The sequence below is a fragment of the Oleiphilus sp. HI0125 genome (assembly GCF_001635355.1).
The window spans coordinates 1-20296 of the sequence record NZ_LWGF01000079.1; the positions used below are offsets into that span (position 1 = coordinate 1).

The 20296-nt window shown below is 45.7% G+C and carries 18 protein-coding genes; 3 read left to right on the forward strand and 15 right to left on the reverse strand.

Features of this window, described 5'->3' with window-relative positions:
• The first annotated feature begins 107 nt into the window (after positions 1-107).
• Positions 108-305, forward strand: coding sequence for a DUF6316 family protein (locus A3762_RS28105; RefSeq protein ID WP_082868871.1), 198 nt, complete (start codon positions 108-110; stop codon positions 303-305).
• Here A3762_RS28105 and A3762_RS01300 read toward each other — a convergent pair.
• Genes A3762_RS01300 through glyA form a run of 9 tightly spaced genes read right to left on the reverse strand, consistent with a single transcriptional unit; the run spans position 292 to position 7444 of the window.
• A complete protein-coding gene (locus tag A3762_RS01300; RefSeq protein ID WP_231878690.1) occupies positions 292-780 on the reverse strand; it encodes a phosphatidylglycerophosphatase A in 489 nt (162 codons plus the stop codon). The genes A3762_RS28105 and A3762_RS01300 overlap by 14 nt on opposite strands.
• Positions 773-1738: a thiamine-phosphate kinase gene (gene thiL, locus A3762_RS01305; protein ID WP_068753729.1), complete on the reverse strand. Its 966-nt coding sequence runs from the start codon at positions 1736-1738 to the stop codon at positions 773-775. The genes A3762_RS01300 and thiL overlap by 8 nt, the downstream gene beginning before the upstream one ends.
• A 35-nt stretch (positions 1739-1773) precedes the next feature.
• Positions 1774-2241 (reverse strand): transcription antitermination factor NusB, encoded by a 468-nt coding sequence (gene nusB, locus A3762_RS01310; RefSeq protein ID WP_068753736.1) that lies wholly within the window; start codon positions 2239-2241, stop codon positions 1774-1776.
• Complete coding sequence (gene ribE, locus A3762_RS01315) at positions 2241-2717, reverse strand: 6,7-dimethyl-8-ribityllumazine synthase (RefSeq protein ID WP_068753737.1); 477 nt, start codon at positions 2715-2717, stop codon at positions 2241-2243. The genes nusB and ribE overlap by 1 nt, the downstream gene beginning before the upstream one ends.
• Before the next feature lie 25 nt (positions 2718-2742).
• Positions 2743-3846 carry a bifunctional 3,4-dihydroxy-2-butanone-4-phosphate synthase/GTP cyclohydrolase II gene (gene ribBA, locus A3762_RS01320; RefSeq protein WP_068478609.1) on the reverse strand — a complete coding sequence of 368 codons (1104 nt, stop codon included), beginning with the start codon at positions 3844-3846 and terminating at the stop codon, positions 2743-2745.
• Between the two features lie 40 nt (positions 3847-3886).
• Positions 3887-4546 carry a riboflavin synthase gene (locus A3762_RS01325; protein ID WP_068478611.1) on the reverse strand — a complete coding sequence of 220 codons (660 nt, stop codon included), beginning with the start codon at positions 4544-4546 and terminating at the stop codon, positions 3887-3889.
• Between the two features lie 2 nt (positions 4547-4548).
• Positions 4549-5664 (reverse strand): bifunctional diaminohydroxyphosphoribosylaminopyrimidine deaminase/5-amino-6-(5-phosphoribosylamino)uracil reductase RibD, encoded by a 1116-nt coding sequence (gene ribD / locus A3762_RS01330; RefSeq protein WP_068753739.1) that lies wholly within the window; start codon positions 5662-5664, stop codon positions 4549-4551.
• A 21-nt stretch (positions 5665-5685) separates the two neighbouring features.
• Positions 5686-6159, reverse strand: a complete 474-nt coding sequence (gene nrdR / locus A3762_RS01335; protein ID WP_068478615.1) for a transcriptional regulator NrdR — start codon at positions 6157-6159, stop codon at positions 5686-5688.
• A gap of 19 nt (positions 6160-6178) precedes the next feature.
• Positions 6179-7444 (reverse strand): serine hydroxymethyltransferase, encoded by a 1266-nt coding sequence (gene glyA / locus A3762_RS01340; RefSeq protein WP_068478619.1) that lies wholly within the window; start codon positions 7442-7444, stop codon positions 6179-6181.
• 266 nt (positions 7445-7710) lie between these two features.
• On the opposite strand from glyA, the gene ettA reads away from it, so the two are divergent.
• Both ettA and A3762_RS01350 read left to right on the forward strand, forming a co-directional pair.
• Positions 7711-9372, forward strand: coding sequence for an energy-dependent translational throttle protein EttA (gene ettA / locus A3762_RS01345; protein WP_068501965.1), 1662 nt, complete (start codon positions 7711-7713; stop codon positions 9370-9372).
• 82 nt (positions 9373-9454) lie between these two features.
• Positions 9455-9835 (forward strand): PilZ domain-containing protein, encoded by a 381-nt coding sequence (locus A3762_RS01350; protein ID WP_068753741.1) that lies wholly within the window; start codon positions 9455-9457, stop codon positions 9833-9835.
• Positions 9836-9843: 8 nt separating this feature from the next.
• Here the strand turns inward: A3762_RS01350 and radA are convergent, their stop codons facing one another.
• The 6 genes from radA to A3762_RS26820 all read right to left on the reverse strand — a co-directional run.
• The gene (gene radA, locus A3762_RS01355) at positions 9844-11211 is read right to left on the reverse strand and encodes a DNA repair protein RadA (RefSeq protein ID WP_068753742.1); all 1368 of its coding nucleotides are present in this window, start codon (positions 11209-11211) and stop codon (positions 9844-9846) included.
• Position 11212: 1 nt separating this feature from the next.
• Positions 11213-12529, reverse strand: a complete 1317-nt coding sequence (locus A3762_RS01360; protein WP_068753745.1) for a hypothetical protein — start codon at positions 12527-12529, stop codon at positions 11213-11215.
• Between the two features lie 105 nt (positions 12530-12634).
• Positions 12635-13699, reverse strand: a complete 1065-nt coding sequence (hemE, locus tag A3762_RS01365) for a uroporphyrinogen decarboxylase (RefSeq protein ID WP_068753746.1) — start codon at positions 13697-13699, stop codon at positions 12635-12637.
• Between the two features lie 79 nt (positions 13700-13778).
• Complete coding sequence (locus A3762_RS01370) at positions 13779-15197, reverse strand: FAD-dependent oxidoreductase (RefSeq protein WP_068753747.1); 1419 nt, start codon at positions 15195-15197, stop codon at positions 13779-13781.
• Positions 15198-15235: 38 nt separating this feature from the next.
• Positions 15236-19684, reverse strand: a complete 4449-nt coding sequence (gene gltB, locus A3762_RS01375; protein WP_068753749.1) for a glutamate synthase large subunit — start codon at positions 19682-19684, stop codon at positions 15236-15238.
• 203 nt (positions 19685-19887) lie between these two features.
• Positions 19888-20296: SPOR domain-containing protein (locus A3762_RS26820; protein ID WP_369820651.1), on the reverse strand; the 409-nt coding region annotated here is incomplete at its 5' end.

Sequence of the window (20296 nt, forward strand, 5' to 3'; positions counted from 1 at the left end):
GCTAACTCTAATTTCATAAAACAAGATCTAGACACCCAAACAGATAGATTGTTTTTTATACAATTGATACTAAATTAGGGGACTAACTTAGAAAAGCAGGATTAGCCATGACCACACAGAGTCACAGAAAAGGCGAGTCAGGAAACATTCCTTTCAGAAGCGAACGGTTCTTTTGCGCAGGAGATCGTTGGTATTTTTCAACACGAGAGGGGTTTGATAGCGGCCCATACGCATCAAAAGAGAGAGCGGAAGCTAGCCTAGCAAGATTTCTCAGCGTCGTTCAGAAACTTCCTAAAACCCACTAACAGCGACAGCTATTAGGTGTACACAGCCAAGGGCATAAAGACCTGCAACAACATCATCAATCATGATGCCAAACCCGCCATGTACGTGCTTGTCCAGTATTCGAATTGGCCACGGCTTCCAAATATCAAAAAGGCGGAATAGTACAAAACCTATCAGAATCCACTGCCAGCCAGACGGCGCAGCAAACATAGCAATCCAGTAGCCGACAAATTCGTCCCAGACAATACCTCCGTGGTCATGCACCTGCAATTTCTGGCTCGCAATATCGCAGAGATAACAACCTACAACAAAAGAACCAAGGCAAACTAAAAGATAGTGCAATGGCGCTAAGTCTGAAATTAGTAGATAAAAGGGGATAGCTGCCAATGTACCAAAAGTCCCAGGCGCTTTCGATGCGCAGCCACTGCCAAAACCAAATGCCAATAAGCAGCGGGGATCTTTCAATAGGTGTAAGGGAATTTTTTTATCACTCAAAATGATCAAAGCCTCGTTTTTCTGGCAGAGCCACAGACTCCCCATTTAACTTTGCTGACAACACTTTGCCCTCATCAGCTAACATCACGCCGATTTCAATAAAGCCTAGTTCTAACAATCTTTGACGCTTATCTGAAGAAGCCGTGATGAGTAACTGATAGTCATCACCACCATTTAATGCCGCCTGTAATGCAAAGTCATAATCTCTATATCTCAGCAAATTATCTGACAATGGCACTGCACTTAACTCTAGCTCGGCCGATAAGCCCGAGGCGCAGCACAAATGCTCTAAGTCAGCCAGTAAACCATCTGAAATATCAAGCGCTGAACTCGCTATCCCATTAACCTCCAAACCAAGCGCTATCTGAGGCGTTGGCGAAGCAAAGCTTTCAAACAATGCTTGTTGGTATGGCTCAATTAACTCTTTGTCTTCTAGCGCTAGTAGCAGACCCGCATGTGCATCACCCAAGCAACCTGATACAAAAATTAAATCATCCGGTGATGCGGAAGATCGACTTAAATAGTTACCTTTATCAACTAAGCCATGAACCTGAATACTAATTGTCAGAGGCCCTTTAGTCGTATCGCCACCAACTAGCGAAATATTAAATTGCTCGGCCAGATCATATAAGCCTGTAGAAAATCGCTCGCACCAAACCGTATCGAACTCTGGCAGTGTTAAAGCCATAGTAAAATGATGTGGCTGGGCTCCCATTGCGGCTAGGTCGCTGAGCGCAGAACCCAGTGCTCGTTTAGCAATGAATTCGGGAGGGAAACCAGTTGGAAAATGCCGTCCCTCAACCGAGGTATCTATCGACAACACAAGAGACTGGTTTGAAGGAGGTGAAAACACCGCAGCATCGTCGCCTATCCCAAGATCAAACGACGGAGCGCGACTTTTAGAAAACAAAGAAGTGATTAGATCAAACTCGCGGCTTTTCCTTAAACGAGAGTTCATGTGTAGATTGTCCTAACCACCCCAGCATTAAATTGCTATTTGCGTTGCGCACTGGCTTCAGCAGAACGCAGCTTATTACCTAACTTGTCCAATATGCTATTCACATACTTGTGACCATCTGTACCGCCAAACTCTTTTGCGAGTTCAATCGCTTCGTTGATCACAACCCCCAAAGGAATATCGATGCGATGCATTAGCTCAAACGTACCAATACGTAAAATAGCCAGCTCAATTGGGTCGACCTCTTCTAAGGCACGGTCTAGCAACACTTCATATTGTTGATCTAGTTCATTGATAGAACTTGGAATCGTTCGAAACACTTGCTCGAAATAAGCTTGATCGATCTTTCCGAAGTCATTATCAGTACGAAACTCCGCTTCTATCTGAGACGTACCAGAATGACCCAACTGCCATTGATAAAGCGCCTGGAGCACAAGTTTTCGCGCTCTCTTACGCTGAGATGTAGTGACCTTCTTAGGTGCACTAGAATCAAATTCGCTCATTAAATACCTGCGTTTTTAAACAAGGTAAGCATTTCTAATGCTGACATCGCTGCTTCCGCACCTTTGTTGCCAGCTTTCGTGCCTGAACGCTCAATCGCTTGTTCGATGCTATCGACAGTCAATACGCCAAAGGCAATAGGTAGATTAGTCTCTAATGAAACAGCGCTAATTCCTTTTGTACATTCACCTGCCACGTACTCAAAGTGTGGTGTACCACCGCGAATCACTGCTCCAAGCGCGACAATAGCGTCAAATTGACCCGTTTTAGCCACACGCTGAACTGCTAGCGGAAGCTCAAACGCACCAGGAACACGGAAGATTTCAATATCTCCTTCCGCAATACCTTGACGTACAAGCGCGTCAATCGCACCTTCTACCAAACTTTCCACAACGAAAGCATTAAAACGACCAACTACTAAGGCAAACTTACCTGAAACTTCTTTAAAGTCACCTTCATGAATTTTGATATTTCGCATCTTTTTTACTCTTTAATTAGCTGTTTTATCCGTTGTACGGAATGAATTCTGTTACTTCAAGATCAAAGCCCGACAGCGCCGAAAACTTCATCTCTGGCGCGAGCAAGCGCATTTTATGAACGCCCAAATCACGCAATATTTGCGAGCCTGTGCCAACCGTCAAATACGCACCTTGCCCACCTGATTGGGGAGAAGATGAGTTAAAAAACTCAACCAAGCGGTCTTCCATTGATGCTTCGTATGAATCACCTAAAAGCACCAATACACCAGCGCCTGCTTCAGCAATTTTTGCTAGCGAGTTTTGCACCGACCAAGATTGAGAACCTTCTTTTCGTACACCAATTGTGTCACGCAGTATGTCAGGGTATTGAACACGTACTATTGGCGCATCAACCTGATCTACATCACCCAACACGAAAGCCATATGCACATCGCCTTGCAAAGTATCTTTGTAGGTAATCAGCTGAAAATCACCATGCTCAGTTTGAACGCCGTGCTCTTCCTGACGAGTAACCGTCTGCTCATTCAGAGCACGATAATGAATCATATCGGCGATTGTGCCAATTTTTAGATCGTGTTTTTTCGCAAATTCTTCAAGATCAGGGCGACGTGCCATCGTGCCATCATCATTCATAATTTCAACAATGACCGAAGCCGCTTCAAAGCCAGCCATTCTCGCCAAATCGCAACCAGCTTCTGTATGACCCGCACGCGTTAATACGCCACCAGGCTGAGCAACAATTGGGAAAACATGACCCGGCTGGACGATATCTTGGGGTTTGCTATTTCGACCCACAGCAGTGCGAATAGTATGAGCACGATCCGCAGCAGAGATGCCCGTCGTTACACCTTCTGCCGCTTCAATCGAAACAGTAAAATTGGTAGAAAATTGTGCGTTATTTGCATGCGCCATCGGAGGCAAGCCAAAATAATCCGCACGATCTCTCGTCATCGTCATACAAATGAGACCACGCGCATGTGTCGCCATGAAATTAATATCTTCAGGACGCACTTGCTCTGCCGCAATAACGAGATCACCTTCGTTCTCTCGGTCCTCGTCATCCATCAGAATAACCATTTTACCTTGACGGATATCTTCAACTAGCTCTTCAACAGTGTTGAGCTTCATTCAACCTCCAAAGACCCAGCAAATTAAGCTAGGTGTGTTTCTATATCTTGTAACCGTTCTTTGCTAAAAACGCTTCATCAATCACCGACTTCGGCGATTGCTTTTCATCTGAAAAACTCAATAACCGCTCTGCATAGCGAGCCATAAGATCTACCTCTAAGTGCACATCTCGGCCAGTTGAATACTCAGGGATAATCGTATTCTGAGCGGTATGAGGAACAATATTGAGAGTAAATCCTTCATCCACCAAACCAGTCACTGTAAGACTAACTCCATCCACGGTAATTGAGCCTTTATTCGCGATATAGCGCGAAAGTTCCGATGAACAGTGAATGGTATAACGTAATGAGTCACCTTCTGAGCTGACAGCAACTATAGACCCTATTCCATCAACATGCCCACTGACTAAGTGGCCACCTAAACGGCGCGAAAGCGTAAGCGCTTTTTCAAGATTAACTCGATCACCGACTCGCATCGTTGCGAATCGTGTGTAACGCAATGACTCTGCGGAGATATCCGCACAAAAATCATTAGGAGAGAAAGCGGTGACAGTCAGACAAACTCCGTTTACAGCAATGCTGTCTCCCAATTGAACATCACTCATATCAAGGGCTTGGACATTGATACGAAGTTGAGCGCCTGAACGAGCACTTTCAATGGCAGCTATGGTGCCAACCGCCTCAATAATACCTGTAAACATTTCTAAAGAGCGCCCTTAAATTGATACTGAAATCGTAGATCGACCCCTACTTTTCGAACATCCTTAAGATCTAAATCTATGGCCTGCCCCATACGATCAAATGGCAGATTCGCCAGAGCTTTTGCCTGATGCCCCATCAACTTAGGCGCAACATACAGCAGTAATTCATCTACGCAATTTTGATCTATAAAACTGCCAGCAAGACTCTCTCCAGCCTCCACAAAAAGATCATTGACTTCTTGTTCGGCCAGAGCATGGAGAAGCGCAGATAAATCAAAATATCCTTTCGCGTCCAATGCTAAACGTACGACATTGACATGTTGCGAACCCACAATTTCGGGAGAAGCCTTAGCCTCTTCCGATACGACATACTGCACCGCAGCATTGTTCTCAAAAACCGCTTCTTGCCCGGTTAAACGTGCGTGCGCATCAAGAACCACGCGCATCGGCTGAAACCCTCGTTTATCGAGTAGATGATCAGTTCGCACCGTTAACTTGGCATTGTCGTGTAGAACGGTTCCTACGCCAGTTAAAATAGCAGAAGACTTTGCGCGCCACGCTTGTACATCTTCTCTCGCAGCAGCACCGGTAATCCACTGACTTTCGCCAGAAGCCATTGCTGTTCGCCCATCAACACTCGCTGCCATCTTTAGACGTACAAAGGGTCGCTTACGCGTCATTCTTGAAATAAAACCAATATTTAGCTGCTTCGATTGCTCTTCGAGCAATCCTAGTTCAACCTGAATACCAGCATCACTCAATATGCTTACGCCCTTACCTGCAACCAAGGGATTCGGATCTTGCATCGCACTAATAACGCGTGCCAATCCCGCATCGACTAAGGCTCTTGCACAAGGTGGAGTTCTACCGTAATGACTGCAAGGCTCTAGGGTTACATATGCCGTAGCACCTTTGGCCAACTCTCCGGCTTGAGCTAATGCGTTAACCTCAGCATGGCCTTCACCTGCTCGTTCATGAAAGCCCTCTCCAACAATCTGACCATCGCGCACTATGACACAACCAACACGTGGATTAGGCTGGCAACTTAATTCACCAAGCCAGGCTAACTCGATAGCACGAGCCATATAACGATGATCATCAGCCGACCAGTCATGCATATGGAGCAAAACTCTTAGTGCTTATGCGTTATCAGAAGAGCGATCACGCTTGGCTAAGCGATCAATCTCTTCTTTAAACTCATTGATGTCTTGGAAACTGCGATATACCGAGGCAAATCGAACATATGCAACTTCATCTAAACTTCGAAGTTCTCGCATCACTTCTTCACCCACTTGCAATGAAGATAGTTCTCGCTCACCAGTCGCTCGCAGACGATACTTGATGTTGTCTATCGCCTGTTCAATGGACTCAATACTCACAGGACGCTTTTCTAAAGCTCGCTGAACACCACGATTCAGCTTTTCTTCATCGAAGGGTTGGCGCGAGCCGTCTTGTTTAACAACCCGCGGCATCACAAGCTCAGCCGTTTCAAATGTGGTAAAGCGTTCTTGGCAGGTCAAGCACTCGCGTCGACGACGTACTTGATTGCCGTCAGAAACCAAACGAGAGTCGTAAACCTTCGTGTCAGTCGCCTTACAAAACGGACAATGCATGAGGAATCAACCCTGACAGTTATGCGTAAACTGGCAAACGCGAGCAAATTGCTTGCACTTTTTCGCGTGTTGCGTTGATGACAGAGTCGTCCTCTGGATTGGCAACTAACGCGTCAATCACATCACAAATCCATGAAGCTAATTCAGAACAATCTTTCGACTGAAAACCTCGACTTGTAATAGCTGGAGTACCAATACGCAATCCACTCGTTACAAATGGAGAACGAGGATCGTTTGGAACCGAGTTCTTGTTTACTGTAATGTGAGCACGACCTAATGCTGCGTCAGCGTCTTTGCCCGTTACATCTTTATCAATCAAATCAAGCAAGAAAAGGTGGTCATCAGTACCGCCAGACACAATTTTGTAGCCACGCTCTAAAAATACAGAAACCATCGCTTGTGCATTTTTAACGACTTGCTGCTGATATGTTTTAAACTCTTCTGACATCGCTTCTTTGAAGCACACTGCTTTCGCAGCAATCACGTGCATCAATGGTCCACCCTGACTTTCAGGGAAGACGGCAAAGTTCAGCTTTTTGTTCAGCTCTTCGTCATCATTTGCCAAAATCAAACCACCACGAGGGCCTCGTAGCGTTTTATGCGTCGTTGTAGTCACGACATCTGCAATACCAACAGGACTTGGGTAAACACCGCCAGCAACAAGACCCGCTATATGCGCCATATCAACAAACAAGTACGCACCCACTTCGTCTGCAATTGCTCTGAAACGCTTCCAGTCAACAACAAGAGAATAGGCTGAAAAACCAGCGATAATCATTTTAGGCTTGTGCTCACGCGCAAGAGCCTCAACTTGATCGTAATCAATCTCACCAGTTGCTTCGTTTAAGCCATATTGAACTGCATTGTAGATTCGGCCTGAAAAACTAACCGCCGCGCCATGCGTTAAGTGACCACCATGCGCCAAGCTCATACCAAGGATTGTGTCACCTGGCTGACAAAGAGCCATAAATACCGCTGCGTTTGCTTGTGAACCTGAATGAGGCTGAACGTTCGCGTACTTCGCACCAAACAATGCCTTTGCACGATCGATTGCTAGCTGCTCGACTACGTCAACATGCTCACAACCACCGTAGTAACGTTTACTTGGGTAGCCTTCGGCGTATTTATTAGTAAGGTAAGATCCTTGCGCTTCCATTACACGAGGGCTGGTGTAATTTTCTGAAGCAATCAATTCAATATGATCTTCCTGTCTTTTTGCTTCTGCATCCATTGCCGACAACAGTTCATCATCAAATCCAGCGATGGTCATTTCTTGCTTGAACATACTATGCCTCTTGGTCTTCTTAACTACGGCAAACCCTGAACAAATTCGGGTTAGTTTAAAAAGCGCGCAGTTTAAATGATTTTCCCTGCAACATCACGATATTTATGAGACCTAATCGCTTGAAAGCGTCTAAAATAGGTCGCGGTCGTATCTCGATGCCAAAAATTTACTTTCGTTGCGTTATTTCAGGTTTTTCGCTAGTGTGCGCGTCATATTCTTCGAGGCAGCCCAGCCCACGATACTGAACAAAATCTAGGAGCAATTGCATGGCACAATATGTGTTTACCATGAACCGAGTAGGGAAAGTTGTCCCTCCTAAACGAGAGATCCTAAAAGACATTTCTCTTTCATTCTTTCCCGGCGCAAAAATCGGTGTTCTTGGCCTGAATGGCGCAGGTAAATCAACGCTCCTTAAAATCATGGCAGGTGTCGATCAAGACTACACGGGGGAAGCTCGTCCTCAACCTGGCATCAACGTTGGCTATCTACCGCAGGAACCGCAACTTGACGAGTCAAAAGATGTACGCGGAAATGTAGAAGACGGTTTACGTGAAATAAAAGATGCTCTAGAGCGTCTCGACCAAGTCTATGCCGAGTATGCCGAACCAGATGCTGATTTCGACGCACTGGCAGCGGAGCAGGCCAAGCTTGAAGCTATTATCGAAACAGGAGATGGCCATAATCTCGAACGCACCTTAGAAGTTGCTGCGGATGCTTTGCGTTTACCGCCATGGGATGCGGATGTTGCAACGCTTTCTGGGGGTGAAAAACGTCGTGTAGCGCTTTGCCGCCTTCTTCTCTCGAAACCAGACATGCTGCTGCTTGATGAACCAACTAACCACCTTGATGCCGAAAGTGTGGCTTGGCTTGAACGATTCTTACACGATTACCCTGGCACCGTCGTCGCCATCACTCACGACCGTTACTTCCTTGATAACGTCGCAGGCTGGATTCTTGAATTAGACCGCGGCCACGGCATTCCATTTGAAGGCAACTATTCACAATGGCTTGAAGCAAAAGAGAAACGTCTCGAAATTGAGCAGAAACAAGAAGACGCTCGCCAACGCAGCATTAAGTCTGAACTCGAATGGGTTAGAAGCAACGCAAAAGGCCGCCATGCAAAAAGTAAAGCTCGTCTTCAGCGCTTTGAAGAGCTTAATTCGCAAGACTCACAAAAACGCAACGAGACCATGGAAATATATATTCCACCTGGGCCACGCTTGGGCGACGTTGTTATCGAACTTGATGGTGTCTGCAAGCAATATCGCGACAAACTATTATTTAAAGATCTAAGCTTCTCAGTTCCTCCCGGCAGTATCGTAGGTGTCGTTGGCGGCAACGGCGCGGGTAAGTCTTCACTATTCAAACTACTTTCCGGCATTGAAGAGCCAGATGAAGGATCGATTCGTCTTGGTGAAACAGTTGAACTTGGATATGTCGAGCAGACTCGCGACCTAAACAATAACAAAACTGTTTGGGAAGAAGTAAGCGACGGCAACGATATGATCACGATCGGCAACTACCAAACGCCATCACGCGCCTACATCAGCCGTTTTAATTTCCGCGGCAATGACCAGCAAAAACGCGTGAGTGAATTATCTGGCGGTGAACGGAATCGACTACACTTGGCAAACACCTTAAAGCAAGGCGCGAATGTTCTTTTGCTTGACGAACCTACCAACGACTTAGATGTTGAGACCTTGCGCGCACTAGAGGAAGCTGTGCTGGCCTTCCCAGGTTGTGCGATTGTCATATCGCACGATCGCTGGTTCCTAGATCGTATTGCAACACACATTCTTGCATATGAAGGTGATAGTGAGGTTGTCTGGTTTGAAGGCAATTACACAGAATACGAAGCAGACTTCAAAGATAGAAAAGGTGAGCTTGCGAAAACGCCGACACGCCTCAACTATAAGAAACTCGCATAATAAGTGCTGCGCACTTGCTAGGATTTAAACTTAAATCTAAAGTAAGTGCGCATTAGTCCTCGCACTCATACTAGGAAAAGGCATGTCACAATTACAAGAACAGCAAGAACGTCGTCAATTCAGCCGAATTTTATTCAATGCCGAATGCACCTTGAGTCAAGAAGGTTTGGAATGGACGAGCGGTGTGCAAGACATTTCACTGAAGGGCGTATTGATTCGAAAGCCAGAGGGTTTTTCGATGAACAAAGACAATACCTTTGAAGCTAGCATCAAACTCGCTGGAAACGAGCAGTGCATTAACATGATACTTTCGTTTTCAAATGAGCACGACAACGCCTTAGGTTTTGCCTGCGACCATATCGATATCGACAGCATGACGCATTTAAAAAGACTCGTAGAGCTCAACTTAGCAGACGAGGATCTTCTGCACCGCGAACTGAGCGCGTTAAGCGAAACGCACTAACGAGCAAACTAAAAGACGTTTTTAAGAAACTCATCAAGCGTTTTGACAGGCACGACCTTCATTCCAGGCACATCCTCTCTGGGGCGATTACCCCACGGAACATAAGCTAATTTAAAGCCATGTTTCGCCGCCTCATGGATACGCTCTTGGCCACTTGCGACAGGGCGTACTTCTCCAGAAAGCCCTACCTCGCCAAACATGATGACATCACGCGCTAAATTCACACCACGAAAACTTGAGACGATAGATGCGAGCGATGCTAAATCAGTGCTCGTTTCAGATGTTTTCACGCCGCCTACGAGACTGACAAAAACATCTTGATCACCACAATGAAGACCGCCATGGCGATGCAACACCGCTAATAACATGGAGACCCTATTTTGATCCAAGCCCAGAGCAACGCGTTTCGGGTAAGAACCTTGACTCTCATCAACCAAGGCCTGCAATTCTACAAGCAGAGGACGCGTACCTTCCCAAAGAACCGTAACAGCACTACCAGGGGACGCTTCTTCACCCCTATTTAGAAAAATGGCACTTGGATTTTTAACTTCAGCCAAGCCTTTTTCCTGCATGGCAAACACGCCTAATTCATTCACTGCACCAAAACGATTCTTAATTCCGCGCAAAGTCCTGTAGCGTGTATCACTCGAGCCTTCCAACATGATCGAACAATCGATCATATGCTCCAATACTTTTGGACCAGCAATCGCTCCCTCTTTGGTGACGTGACCAACTAAAAAAAGCACCATACCCGTTTGCTTAGCTAAACGTGTTAGACGCGCAGCACATTCGCGGACTTGAGAGACGCTTCCCGGAGCAGAATCCAGTGATTCACTCAACATCACCTGAATACTATCAACCACTAAGACCTTAGGCTGAACGCTTTGTACCGTCGCTTCAATACTCTCAATGCTTGTTTCTGAAAACATTTTGAGATCATCTGCCTGCAGCTCCAAGCGCTTAGCACGCATCGCAACTTGCTGAAGAGATTCTTCACCGGTGATATATAGTGCGGGTAAATGATTTGCTAGATAACACATCGTCTGCAGAAGTAACGTGCTCTTCCCTGCACCAGGATGACCACCAACTAAAATTGCAGAACCCGGAACTAAACCACCACCCAAAACACGATCAAACTCTCCGATACCCGAGCTAAATCTAGGCTGCTCTTTCAGATCAATCGCACTGAGAGATTTAATTTCTGCAGCAGCGCCTGCATACCCCACACTTTTAGCTGAAGAGCGGGAAGTTTTGGCTGATGAGAGCTTAATTTCTTGAACGGTATTCCATTCACCACATTCTGGGCATTGTCCCTGCCACTTTGAAAAGTCTGCACCACACTCAGTACAAACATAAGCCGTTTTAGATTTAGGCATACTAACGAATAATATTTTCCACAGGAGGACGCACGAAGTTACGATCTAAAAAGTCATTCCATGCAACGTTGAAATTAGGAGCAGTCAAATCGACTCGACCATCGCCATTAATATCGCCGTCTGACTGTATCGCAAATGTTACACCAGCACTATTCAAAACATTCATCGCGACACCATCGTCATCTTTCCCACTTACACTTAAAATTCCAAGATTCGGTACACTTAAATCAAAAGCACCGCGTAAGGGAGAACCTGTACTTGAAAAAGCTTCAAAAATTACTCCATCGTTTTGATTCGTCAGTTCTGCGCTAAATGAGAGAGCCCAGGTTGATTGCGAAGTCGGACCATATTCAATTCTCCACTCAAAGTCTTTTATAGAGTGATCTTCGCGAAAATTTCCTTTGCTTAAAACGCTCGTAAAATCTCCAGACAAAGAATAAACCCTATCTTGCCGAGAACTTACTCCAACCTCTCTGCCCATTGAGTTTTTTAATGCTAACTTCCCAGATAGCTCGTACGTATTGTCATCAATATCGACAATCAAATCCTGCAAATCTAGATCAATCTCGCGTTCATAATAAGCACAATCAATTTGCTCTTGAAGACCATCTTCAACAACAAAAATTCGCGCTCCATCTTCTTCAAAACTAGAATCAAAATCTGTCGTTGAACGATTAACCACTACTGCAATTTGATCAAGTGAGAGCTCTTCAACTCTCTTCTCTATTGCTAATTGATCGTCCTGAGGATCTTGCTCCATATAACGCACAAATAAACGTGCACCTTGCTTATCAAAAATCAAATTAGATGCTTGATCATCAATTAACTCGTATCGACCAGCATCGATTTTTTCATCGAGCTCTAAGTTAGTAATGCATTGGGCAACGGTCAGGTCGGTCGCGAACGTTTTATTATAGCCTTCCGTTTCTTTATACTTTCCCGAAACCTCACCATTCAACTGTGCTCCAGCGTCATTAAAGCAAGCAGTATAATTTATCGAGAAAGCATCAGATTCTTCATATCGCACTCCAGAAGCATTAGGGAAATTAACAACTGCACTTCCTCCTCCTGGGCATGTATAACCCCCTACCTGAACACCTTTAAAGTCACGAGCATCAAGCATTTCATTTAAACGCGCAAAATAGAGTGGGGAAAAGATACTTTGGTAAGAAGACCACAGGTAAGCTTCTGCATTATCATTGGTTATGTCGAGCGTTCTTCGATTATCGCTAAAATCCTGATCATCAACGATAAACTCCCCACATCCCACAACGAGAGCAGTCAAAGAATATAAAAAGGCTCGTGCAAGACGGCTCATGAACTTTCCTAGTTATTCTTAATCGGAGGGAAAATTGTAAGATATGCGTACGGTAGGATAAACGCTACGCCACCACATTTGTGACGCAGCATACGCTCACGAGGCTTAAACGTGATACTGCGCACTCAATTCATGCACCGCATCAACAAAGACTTTCGGCGCCGCAGGGTCTACAAACTGATGAATACCGTGTCCGAGGTTAAACACATGTCCATTGCCCGCACCAAAGTCCCTTAATATTCGGGCAACTTCAGCCTTAATTTGGTCTGGCTTAGCATATAAAACACTTGGATCCATATTACCTTGTAACGCGACGCGATCACCCACCATAGAGCGGGCTCGACCAATATTCATCGTCCAATCAAGCCCTAGCGCATTCGCACCGCAGTCAGCGATTTGATCCAACCATAGACCACCACCCTTCGTAAATACGATCGATGGTACGCGCAAACCTCGCGCTTCCGTCTTCAAACCCGCCACAATCTTTTGCATGTAAGCAAGAGAGAAATCGAGGTAGGCTTGATCACTTAAATTCCCGCCCCATGTATCGAAAATCTGAACAGCTTGAGCACCTGCATCGATTTGCGCATTCAAATAATCAATAACAGAGTCTGCAAGCACATCTAATAGAGCATGAAGAGTTTCAGGTTCGCGATACATCATCGCTTTAATATGTCGGAAATCTTTCGAAGAACCACCCTCAACCATATAGGTCGCCAAGGTCCAAGGCGATCCGGAAAAGCCGATCAAAGGAACACGCCCAGATAACGCACCGTGAATCTCAGTCACTGCATCGGTGACATAAGACAAGTCTGAAGCGGTATTAACAAACTTAAGCGATGCCACGTCTTGCTCTGTACGAATGACTTTCTTAAAACGCGGCCCTTCGCCAGTTTCAAAATATAGTCCCAAGCCCATCGCATCAGGAATCGTCAAAATATCTGAAAACAAGATTGCCGCATCTAAGTCATAGCGCTCTAGAGGCTGAATAGTCACCTCGCACGCAAGCTCTTTGTTCTTGCACAAACTCAAAAAATCACCCGCTTGTGCGCGCGTCTCACGATATTCAGGCAAATAACGACCAGCTTGACGCATCATCCACACTGGCGTTGCATCAACAGGCTCTCTTAAAAGGGCTTTTAAAAATCGATCGTTCTTAAGTTGCGTCATCTTTTTGATAGTTCTCTAAATTGATTCTAAACAAAAAAGGCACAGCAAAATGCCGTGCCTTTTCAACCAGCAACGGATATCAGACGTCCAAGTAGTCCAAGATACCTTCTGCCGCTTTTCGACCTTCAGCAATCGCTGTTACAACTAGGTCTGATCCGCGCACCATGTCACCGCCAGCAAAGATCTTAGGATTAGCTGTTTGGAACGCAAATTCACCAGCTTCTGGCGCCTCAACACCACCCCAGCTATTCACGTCAACACTAACATCCTTCAACCAGTCTGGAGGACTTGGGCGGAAGCCAAATGCAATCAAAACAGCATCTGCAGGCAAAATTTCTTCACTACCCTCAATTACCACAGGGCGACGGCGACCATTTTCATCAGGCTCACCTAGTTTGGTTTCAACAACCTTAACACCTTCAACCTTATCTTCGCCCACAATAGCTACTGGCTGACGGTTAAATAAGAACTGCACACCCTCTTCTTTCGCATTTTGAACTTCTTTGCGAGAGCCAGGCATATTTTCTTCGTCACGACGATACGCACACGTTACGTTCTCAGCTTGTTGACGAATAGAGGTACGGTTACAGTCCATTGCGGTATCACCACCACCTAAGACGACAACAAGCTTGCCTTTCATATCAATGAAATCTTCTGGCGCTTTCTCAAAACCAAGGCGACGATTTACGTTCGAGATCAAAAACGGAAGGGCATCATGAACACCTGGCAAATCTTCACCAGGGAAACCACCTTTCATATATGAATAGGTGCCCATTCCCATAAATACCGCATCGTATTCAGCTAACAGCTCATCGATAGTCACGTCTTCGCCAACACTTACGTTCAAACGGAACTCTACGCCCATCTCAGTGAACACTTCGCGACGCAAAGACATCACGTTCTTTTCTAGTTTGAACTCAGGAATACCAAACGTCAGCAAGCCGCCAATTTCTGGGTTACGATCAAACACAACAGGCTTAACACCATTACGCACTAGAATATCAGCACAGCCCAAACCCGCTGGACCGGCACCAATAATCGCGACCTTTTTGTCAGTCCAGACAACTTTAGACATGTCAGGACGCCATCCCATCGCAAATGCAGTGTCTGTGATGTATTTTTCCGCGGAACCAATCGTAACGGCACCAAAGCCATCATTCAGAGTACAAGCACCTTCACAAAGACGATCTTGAGGACATACGCGACCACATACTTCAGGAAGTGAGTTCGTTTGATGACTCAATTCAGCCGCTTCTAAAATGTTGCCTTCTGACACCAACTTCAACCAGTTTGGAATAAAGTTGTGTACCGGACATTTCCATTCACAGTATGGGTTACCACATGACAAACAACGATGTGATTGCTCAGCAGCTTCTTCTGACTGGAATGTCTCGTAAATTTCGCCAAAACCTTCCGTTCGATCAACCATTGGAACCTTCTTGGGGTCACAACGGCCAACTTCAATAAATTGGAAGTTATTATCTAAACGCTTAGCCATTTCTTACCTCTTTAAGCATAATCTTCGACGATACGCCCTTACTCAGGGCGTGTTCTGACGTTATTTAGAAGCGTTTGCAAGCTTGCTGCTTTTGGTTTTACTAACCAGAAACGCGTAATAAAATCATCGAAGTTATCTAAAATTTCCTGACCCCATGCGCTGTTTGTTGCAGCAACATGTTCCTGAATGACGCCACGCAAGTGATTGCGATAAGGCTCCATTGTTTCAGATGAAACTCGCTGGATCTCAACCAACTCGCGGTTGTACTTATCAACGAAACTATTGTCCTGATCTAGAACGTACGCAAAACCGCCCGTCATACCAGCACCAAAGTTGTAGCCAGTATTACCCAACACGGTAATTTGACCGCCAGTCATATATTCACAGCAGTGGTCACCAGCACCTTCGACTACTGCTACAGCACCGGAGTTACGTACACCAAATCGCTCACCAGCAGTACCTGCAGCAAACATCTCACCACCGGTTGCACCGTATAAACAGGTGTTACCGACAATAGACGTTTCTTGAGTCTTAAATACACTTCCTACTGGCGGACGAATCACAAGACGACCGCCGGTCATGCCTTTACCGACATAATCGTTTGCATCACCTTCTAGATCCATGTTCAGGCCGCCAGCATTCCACACACCAAAACTCTGGCCTGCAGTACCATTAAGCTTGAGCGTAATTGCTTGTTCGCTCATACCTTGGTTACCGTGACGTTTAGCGATTTCGCCAGACAGACGAGCACCAACTGAACGGTCACAGTTAGTCACGTTGAAACTAAATTCACCGCCCTTCTTACCTTCAATACTTGGAAGCAATTCCTCAACCATACGCTCCGCTAACAAGCCTTGATCGAAAGGCACATTACGCACGACTTCGCAGGTGTGCGGCTTATCTTCTGCTACCCCACCATCCGATAAAATAGCGCTAAGATCGAGTTGCTTCTGCTTGTCAGTCGAGCCTTCTAATGCTTCGAGAAGATCTGTGCGGCCTACGAGTTCTTCAAGACTACGAACACCTAACTTAGCCATCCATTCACGCGTTTCTTCAGCCACAAAGCGGAAGAAATTCATCGCCATTTCGACAGTGCCTTTAAAGTGCTCTTCTCGCAGTTTTTCGTTCTGCGTAGCAACACCTGTTGCACAGTTATTCAAGTGACAAATACGGAGGTATTTACAACCTAGAGCCACCATCGGCGTTGTACCGAAACCGTAGCTCTCAGCACCCAACATCGCAGCTTTTACAACATCAAGTCCCGTTTTAAGACCACCATCTGTTTGTAAACGAACGCTACCACGTAAGTCGTTACCGCGAAGCGTTTGATGTGCTTCGCTCAAGCCTAGCTCCCAAGGAGAGCCTGCATAACGAATAGAGGTCAATGGACTAGCAGCAGTACCACCGTCGTAACCCGAAATAGTGATTAAGTCAGCGTAAGCTTTTGCAACACCAGCAGCAATCGTCCCGACACCTGGCTCAGAAACAAGTTTCACAGAGACAAGCGCATCGGGATTAACCTGCTTCAAGTCGAAGATCAATTGAGCCAGATCCTCGATAGAATAAATATCATGATGAGGCGGAGGAGAAATCAACGTCACACCAGGTACAGAATAACGAAGCTCTGCGATCAAGTCGTTGACTTTACCGCCAGGCAACTGACCACCTTCACCAGGTTTTGCACCCTGAGCAACTTTAATCTGAATAACTTCAGCACTGCTTAGATAATGCGGTGTAACACCAAAACGACCCGAAGCAACCTGCTTGATCTTAGAACGTTTAACAGTTCCATAACGCGCGACATCTTCGCCACCCTCACCAGAGTTAGAACGGCCACCTAGAGTGTTCATCGCAACAGCTAATGCTTCGTGTGCTTCAGGAGACAACGCCCCCAAAGACATCGCTGCAGAGTCAAAACGCGGGAAGATATTTTCAACTGGCTCTACCTCGTCCAAGGAGATAGGAGAAATACCTTGCTTCAAACCAAACATATCACGCAATGTAGCAGCAGGACGATTATTCACTAAGTCTGCGTATTCTTTGTAAACACCATAATCGCCGCTCTCAACCGCACGCTGAACCGTGTTTACAACATCAGGATTGAAGGCATGATACTCTTGGCCATGTACATATTTGAGAAGACCACCCGGCTCGATTGATTTACGCGCTTTCCAAGCCTCATTCGCAAGCAATGACTGCTCAGCTTGTAAATTCGCAAAACTCGCACCTTGAATTCGGCTCGCCACACCTTTGAAACAAAGATCAACCACATCGTCAGAAAGACCAACTGCTTCAAACAATTGAGCACCACGGTAAGACGCAATCGTTGAGATTCCCATTTTAGAAAGAATCTTAAGAAGGCCTTTACCAATCCCTTTACGATAGTTGTTTTTCGCCTCGATTGGATCCATCAACATCTCGCCGCTCTCGATCAAGTCATTCAACACTTGATAAGAAAGGTATGGATACACCGCGGTTGCACCAAAGCCAAACAATACCGCGAAGTGGTGTGAATCGCGTGCAAAACCAGTTTCAACAACGATGTTGGCATCACAACGCAAGCCATTCTCAACCAGGTAGTGGTGCACTGCACCTGTAGCCATGAATGCATTGATTGGCAACTTACCTTTTTCAATGTCTCGATCCGACAAGACAACAATCACTGAGCCATCACGAACAGCTTGTGCCGCTTTTTCACACACATCTTGAATCGCTGCTTTCAGGCCTTGTTCAGGATCAAATTGCAATGAAACAGTCGCTGAACCAAAACCTAAAGAATTGTCTAAAACCGCAGCAAACTTAGCTGGACTCAAAACAGGCGTAGTTAAAATAATACGCTTAGCGTGCTCAGGAGACTCTTCAAATACATTTCGTTCCGAACCGATGCATGTTTCAAGCGACATAACAATCGCTTCACGCAAAGGATCGATTGGAGGATTCGTAACCTGTGCAAATTTTTGACGGAAATAATCGGCAACGGAGCGAACGCGCTGTGACAAAACAGCCATTGGCGTATCATCACCCATCGAACCTACTGCTTCTTGTCCCGCCTCACCTAGTGGACGTAAAACTTGATCACGCTCTTCGAAGCTCACTTGGAACATCTTCATTTGCGTTTTCAACTCATCCGAAGGCATTGGTTCAAACGCAGGCGAAGAGCTCTTCAAGCGCGTTTCAAGACGCTGAGCATTTTCACGCAACCACTTCTTGTAAGGCTTGGCTTCTTTAAGACGCTGATCAATGTCGTCTGTATGCAATACATCGCCGGTCTTCGTATCGATCGCTAAGATTTGTCCAGGACCAATTCGACCTTTCGCAACAACATCTTCAGGCTTATAAGCATAAGTACCGATTTCCGATGCTACTGTAATAAAACCATCTTTAGTAACAACCCAACGACTCGGACGTAGACCGTTACGATCTAGCAAACACACAGCATAACGACCGTCTGTCGTAACTAGGCCTGCAGGACCATCCCACGGCTCCATGTGCATGGAGTTAAACTCATAGAAAGCACGCAGATCTGCATCCATCGTGTCGACATTTTGCCAAGCCGGTGGAATCATCATTCGAATCGCACGAAAAAGATCCATGCCACCCGTCAGCAATAGCTCGAGCATGTTGTCCATGCTTGATGAGTCAGAGCCTGTGCGGTTAACCAACGGCGCAATAGAAGCTAAGTCAGGAAGTCTGTCGCTTTCGAACTTACTCGTACGTGCTAGAGCCCAATTACGGTTACCTTCAATTGTATTGATCTCACCGTTGTGCGCTAAAAATCTGAAAGGCTGAGCCAATGGCCACTTTGGCATTGTGTTGGTAGAGAAGCGTTGGTGGAAAACACAAATCGCCGTCTCTAACGCTTCGTTACCAAGATCAAGGTAAAAGTTCGGCAAATCGACAGGCATCATCAAGCCTTTGTACGAAATAACCTGATCTGACAAACTACAAACGTAAAAGTCTTCTTCCTGACTTAACTCACGCTCAATCTTTTTACGGGCGACAAATAACTTTAAGCCAAACGCTTGCTCGTCAATATCATCGTTCGCTTCAACAAAAACTTGCTCTATCTGTGGCAAGCAATCTAGAGCCATTCGACCTAAACAAGCATTATCAGTTGGCACAACACGCCATGCTTTAACGTTTAAACCTTCGTCTGCACAGGCAGCTTCAAATGTCGCGCGCGCCTGCGCTGCACGCTCATCATCTAGCGGCAAGAAAATCATGCCTACGCCGTATTGATCACCTAAAGTCAGTGACAATTCTTCTTGTGCGACTTTGCGTAAAAATGAATCTGGCTTTTGTAATAACAAACCACAACCGTCACCTGTTTTGCCATCTGCCGCGATACCACCGCGGTGGGTCATACATGTGAGCGACTCAATTGCTGTTTCCAACAAAGCATGGCTAGGCGCACCTTCTGTGTGCGCAATGAGCCCAAAACCACAGTTATCACGAAACTCTTCTGGGCGGAACAAACCTGCTGCCATAGCATTCTCTCTAAAACATCTAGTAATTTCATACACTTAGACCAATAACTCTGCCTAAAATGTACGACTAAGAAAATTGGGGTCGAACATTTTACACACAGCAATGCGTCTTAACAAATTTTATAACAAGAGATTTTCGAAGAAGGGAAGCTAACTGCTCACTATTTATACAAGCAAACAGAAGCTTATAGAACTCAAGAAGATTAGCGCAGCCCGTCTACACTGCGAACCCAAGGTTTTTGTGACGCTACAACATCTGGCAAATCTGCCGATCGCGCATCGAAAGCAGATTCAAAACGACCATAAAGCACCACAAACCACGCCTTACCTTTGTATGTCGACCGCACATAATATAAATCTGGAAGTTGGTTCGACTCTACAAAACGCTGTGCTGTTGACTCATTATAAGAACCCAATACCTGAAGCGTGTAATTAGCGCCACCAAATACTGAAGAATCTTCTTGGCTTTTTTTCACCGATACCTTTATGACTTTATCTTCAGGCATATCAGTACCAAGATTTTCCGTGCTTGTCCGAACAACCTCAGACTCAGGCTTCACGCTCGACTCTAATGCAGTGACGCCTGAATCAGTATCAGCTGCATCGTTATTC

Bases quoted from the DNA above. Each gene is read 5' to 3' on its own strand.
- A3762_RS01325 (WP_068478611.1), bottom strand. From the start codon at position 4,546: ATGTTTACAGGTATTATTGAGGCGGTTGGCACCATAGCTGCCATTGAA.
- ettA (WP_068501965.1), top strand. From the start codon at position 7,711: ATGGCACAATATGTGTTTACCATGAACCGAGTAGGGAAAGTTGTCCCT.
- ribD (WP_068753739.1), bottom strand. From the start codon at position 5,664: ATGCATGACTGGTCGGCTGATGATCATCGTTATATGGCTCGTGCTATC.
- A3762_RS01370 (WP_068753747.1), bottom strand. From the start codon at position 15,197: ATGGCTAAGCGTTTAGATAATAACTTCCAATTTATTGAAGTTGGCCGT.
- A3762_RS01350 (WP_068753741.1), top strand. From the start codon at position 9,455: ATGTCACAATTACAAGAACAGCAAGAACGTCGTCAATTCAGCCGAATT.
- thiL (WP_068753729.1), bottom strand. From the start codon at position 1,738: ATGAACTCTCGTTTAAGGAAAAGCCGCGAGTTTGATCTAATCACTTCT.
- gltB (WP_068753749.1), bottom strand. From the start codon at position 19,684: ATGGCAGCAGGTTTGTTCCGCCCAGAAGAGTTTCGTGATAACTGTGGT.
- A3762_RS28105 (WP_082868871.1), top strand. From the start codon at position 108: ATGACCACACAGAGTCACAGAAAAGGCGAGTCAGGAAACATTCCTTTC.
- ribBA (WP_068478609.1), bottom strand. From the start codon at position 3,846: ATGAAGCTCAACACTGTTGAAGAGCTAGTTGAAGATATCCGTCAAGGT.
- hemE (WP_068753746.1), bottom strand. From the start codon at position 13,699: ATGACGCAACTTAAGAACGATCGATTTTTAAAAGCCCTTTTAAGAGAG.
- nusB (WP_068753736.1), bottom strand. From the start codon at position 2,241: ATGAGCGAATTTGATTCTAGTGCACCTAAGAAGGTCACTACATCTCAG.
- ribE (WP_068753737.1), bottom strand. From the start codon at position 2,717: ATGCGAAATATCAAAATTCATGAAGGTGACTTTAAAGAAGTTTCAGGT.
- nrdR (WP_068478615.1), bottom strand. From the start codon at position 6,159: ATGCATTGTCCGTTTTGTAAGGCGACTGACACGAAGGTTTACGACTCT.
- radA (WP_068753742.1), bottom strand. From the start codon at position 11,211: ATGCCTAAATCTAAAACGGCTTATGTTTGTACTGAGTGTGGTGCAGAC.
- glyA (WP_068478619.1), bottom strand. From the start codon at position 7,444: ATGTTCAAGCAAGAAATGACCATCGCTGGATTTGATGATGAACTGTTG.
- A3762_RS01360 (WP_068753745.1), bottom strand. From the start codon at position 12,529: ATGAGCCGTCTTGCACGAGCCTTTTTATATTCTTTGACTGCTCTCGTT.